This window comes from Mycobacterium sp. IS-836, assembly GCF_001954275.1.
Taxonomy (GTDB): domain Bacteria; phylum Actinomycetota; class Actinomycetes; order Mycobacteriales; family Mycobacteriaceae; genus Mycobacterium.
Map to the genome: position 1 here is coordinate 1 of NZ_MBEU01000074.1, position 3,613 is coordinate 3,613.

5 protein-coding genes are annotated in these 3,613 nt (G+C 67.5%); 2 read left to right on the plus strand and 3 right to left on the minus strand.

The window, feature by feature from the left end; genetic code table 11:
• From A5747_RS21035 to A5747_RS21045, 3 genes are all read right to left on the minus strand, one after another.
• A partial coding sequence (locus tag A5747_RS21035; protein WP_198938233.1) for a glycosyltransferase occupies nt 1-136 on the minus strand: 136 nt, incomplete at its 3' end.
• Nucleotides 137-173: 37 nt separating this feature from the next.
• Nucleotides 174-1,088: a sulfotransferase family protein gene (locus tag A5747_RS21040; RefSeq protein WP_233148098.1), complete on the minus strand. Its 915-nt coding sequence runs from the start codon at nt 1,086-1,088 to the stop codon at nt 174-176.
• 25 nt (nt 1,089-1,113) lie between these two features.
• Complete coding sequence (locus A5747_RS21045; protein ID WP_076127930.1) at nt 1,114-2,469, minus strand: wax ester/triacylglycerol synthase domain-containing protein; 1,356 nt, start codon at nt 2,467-2,469, stop codon at nt 1,114-1,116.
• 127 nt (nt 2,470-2,596) lie between these two features.
• Here A5747_RS21045 and A5747_RS21050 point away from each other — a divergent pair, with 127 nt between their 5' ends.
• Nucleotides 2,597-3,385 (plus strand): GAP family protein, encoded by a 789-nt coding sequence (locus A5747_RS21050; RefSeq protein WP_076127932.1) that lies wholly within the window; start codon nt 2,597-2,599, stop codon nt 3,383-3,385.
• 145 nt (nt 3,386-3,530) lie between these two features.
• A partial coding sequence (locus A5747_RS25550) for a hypothetical protein (protein ID WP_233148099.1) occupies nt 3,531-3,613 on the plus strand: 83 nt, incomplete at its 3' end.

The window sequence follows — 3,613 nt, forward strand, 5'->3', positions numbered from 1 at the left end:
CCGACTCGACGAAGCCGACCATGTCGGGCGGAACGGCCATGAGCACGTCGTGCCCGCGGCGTTGCAGCTCACGGGCTATCGCAACGCTCGGCTCGACATCGCCGCGACTCCCGTAGGTTGCGAGCGCAAATTTCATTGCCGATCCTGGCCTTTCACTTCCCGTGCCGCGGTGTTCAGGCCCAGGTGCCCTTGCGTCGGTGGACGAGCGCGGCGATTTCGAGGATGAATTTGCGTGGAATGAAGCGCTGCGCCCTGACGACCCGCCGATAGTTGTCGACGACTCCGCCCAGGAGTTCTTCGTCAGCCCCGTAGTCGGCGAAGACGCGGTCCAACTCGGGTTGGCTCCACGTGTCGCCGGACGCGGCCCGGTGCAGATGGTGGTAGGTCGTGGTCAGCCAGCCGGTGCCGAACGGTTCCGGGCACGCCGATCCGTCGGCCTGCTGGTGGCATTCATCGGCGGCGAGGAATTCGTTGATCGCGGCCTCGTCGGGCGCGAGCTCGACGTCCAGGGCAGCGGACATGCGTTTGACCTCGCGGCGCCAATCCTCGAGGAGGTAGGAGAATTCGACGAACACGCGGGGCAGTCCGCGTGTGTAGCGTTCGGCGAGCAGGCTGTTTTTCAGCCAGAGCGCGGCGGCGAGGTCCGGTTTGATGATGGGCATCATTGCGGTGACGGACTTGATGACTTCGTCGGGGTGGCGTACGGCGATCACGGCGCCGACGTCGTAACCAGCGCGGCGGGCGGCTTCGAACCACATGCCGGCCACCGGGGTCATCTGCAGGTCCTTGATGACGTACAGATCCGATGGCGGCAACGTGGCGAGGTAGGCACCGATTTCGGCGATGTCTCGCGCTTCGGGGGGTTCTTCGTGCAGGCGCAATGTGGGATCCGCCGCGGCGCTGTGGTGGCGGCGCAGAATTTTTTCGTTGAGGAAGCTGGCTTGCCGCGGTTCCCAGAAGCCGCGCGGGTTGGCCTTCGCGGCGCCGATCATGCCGGGCGGAAGCGCGGCCCCCGACAGTGACAGGACGCGTGTCATTGCCGAGGTGCCGGACCGGGCCATCCCCAGCACGAACAAGACGGTTGTCATCGTCCCCTAACCTCGGCTGATCCGGTCAAGCGGGTTCATGGTACGCGGCTCCATACGGGGGGTCTCCGATATACGTTCCGGCAAGCGAGAAGTCATTCAAAACCTCCGAAAGGTCTTGTCGCAAAGCTTCATTCGAGTTGGCGTAGCCGGGCTGATAAACACTGGCCGATATGAAGACCTGCCCGCGCGCAATTCCCGACAACACGTACAGCACTCCGCCCAACCGGTGCATCAGCGCCTTGGTCACGCCCCGGTGGGACACCCTGGAGGCCCAGAGGGTGGCGGGCGTGCCGTCCGGCCGGACGACGGCCGGGTCGATCGCACCGAGGTTGGATGAGACAACGGTGTTGTCGACCAGCCTGGCCAGCCGCTTGGGCAAGAGGCGCAACAAGGGAACGAACGACATCACCGCGCGCTCGTCGTCGCGCATCTCATGGTGATCGATCAACGCCTGTTTGATCGCGGCCCGGACCTCGCGCAGGTCCGTCGTCGCGGGCGCGGGGTCGACGGTGACGGTCAGATGGCTCACCGCGTTGGCGCGCGTATCACCGGCGGTGCGCTCGTTGACCGGCATCTTCATCAGAACCGAGCCGTCCGCGGTGACCCGTCCGATTCGCTGGGCCAGCTGCGCCGCCACTCCCACCAGCAGCGCGTTGCTGGTACCGCCCAGCGCGTGGGCGCGGGCTTCCCACTCGTCGGCGTCGACGAAGATGGTTGTCATTGGCGGCGTGAGGGATTCGTCGGCGCGCGTCGGCAGCCGCAGCGGGGTGGTCGCGGGCGCGGCCGCCGTCCCTTTGCGGCGGGCACGCCGGGCCAGCCGTACCGCGGCAGCGAGGGCCCGGCCGAAAGCCGGTATGTCTCGCACGGTTTGGCGGGCGTCCTGGCGCATCGCCCGCCAGCGCCGGCGCGACCCGGCGGCGGGCCAGCTGCTCGGATTTGCGCGTCCATCCGCTGCGTCGGCCATCGCGCTCAACAGCCCGACGCCGTCGGCGAGGCAGTGTGAGACGACCAGGCTCACCGCCGCGCCGCCGTCGGTGAAGGGCAGCACCCCGAGGTGCCATGGGGGCCCGTGCTCGGCGTCGACGGGGGCGCAAGCCTGCTCCGCGAGCCAGGCGTCGAGCTCCGCGCGCGGGCGCGGCGTCGCGAGCTCGATGTCGGAGAACCCGTCTACCGATACCCAGCGGTGGCGGCCGAACCGCAACCGTGACGGTTCGATGCGGCGGGGCAACCAGCCGCGCTGAAGGTGGTGATGGAATTTGCGCAGACCGTCCATGTCGACCGGGCGGTCGTACACCCAGAAAGGATGCGGCAAAGACACGACCCCGGTGGCCCGCTCGGCGTCGAACGTGAGCTGGTCCAGCGGATCGAGCACGTTGTCCATCGTCGTACCGTACTAGGGGCCGGGCGTGACCTGTTGCAGGGCAACATGGTTGCCCAGAGCGGTGCCGCTGGGCGCTATCCGAAGGCAAACTTCGGAGGAGCCGACGGCCAACGGTAGTCTTCCCGCCATGTGGGGCTCGGTGCTGGCGCTCGCGCTCATGACGGCGCTGAACCCCGTGCGTCTGGCGGTGACTCTTCTCGTGATCTCCCGGCCGCGGCCCGTGCAAAACCTGCTCGCCTACGGGGCGGGCTGCCTGGTGGGATGCATTCCGGCCGTGGTGGTTCCGCTGACGCTGCTGCATGTCGCGCCCGCGTTTAGCTCCTTGGCCGAGGGCTTGGCGACGAGCCCCGTCGTCCGGCATGTCCGGATCGGGATGGGTGTGCTCGCGCTCTTGGTCGCCGCACTGATCATCGTGCGTTCGCTGGCCCGCCGGCGGCAGCCCGCGCACCTGCCGGCAGCCGGCGGCAACACCGCGGTGCTGGAGTCGAAAACACCGCCGATCATCGCGCGCGTGCTGGACCGCGCGCGGGATGCGGCGAGCGAGGGCGGCCCAGCGTTTCGGCGGCTACTCGGCCGCGTCCACAATGCGTGGGAAACCGGGTCGGCGTGGCTGGCGTTCGTGATCGGCCTGGCACTCGGCGGGGTGGAACCCGACGCCGGTCTGTTGTTGCTCGCGATCATCGTGGCCTCGGGAGCCGCAATCGGCACGCAGATCAGCGCCGCCATCACCTTCGTCATCGGGGTCCTCGCGATCGTCGAGATCACGCTGCTCAGCTATTTGGCCCTGCCGGCGAAAACCGAAGCGGTGCTGCAAAGCCTCCACGACTGGGCGCTGAGCCACCGCCGAAAAATCCTGATCGCTATGTTCGCGGTGGCTGGGGTCTCGCTGGTGGCCAGCGGCATCGGCAGCGTCTGAACAGTCTGGGGTCCAGTGCTTCTAAGTTATAGTCACATCTCGCACTACAACGAACCGCCGTGAGTTAGCCGTTAGCTGCCCAGCGCCACCGACACAGCACACTTCGCTGCAGATTGAGAAGAGATTCCATGCCGACAGACCCGCGATGAAGTGTGTGCTGGCGAGCTATGGAACGCGTGGCGATGTGGAGCCCTGCGTCGCCGTCGGCCGTGAACTGCTGCGCCGCGG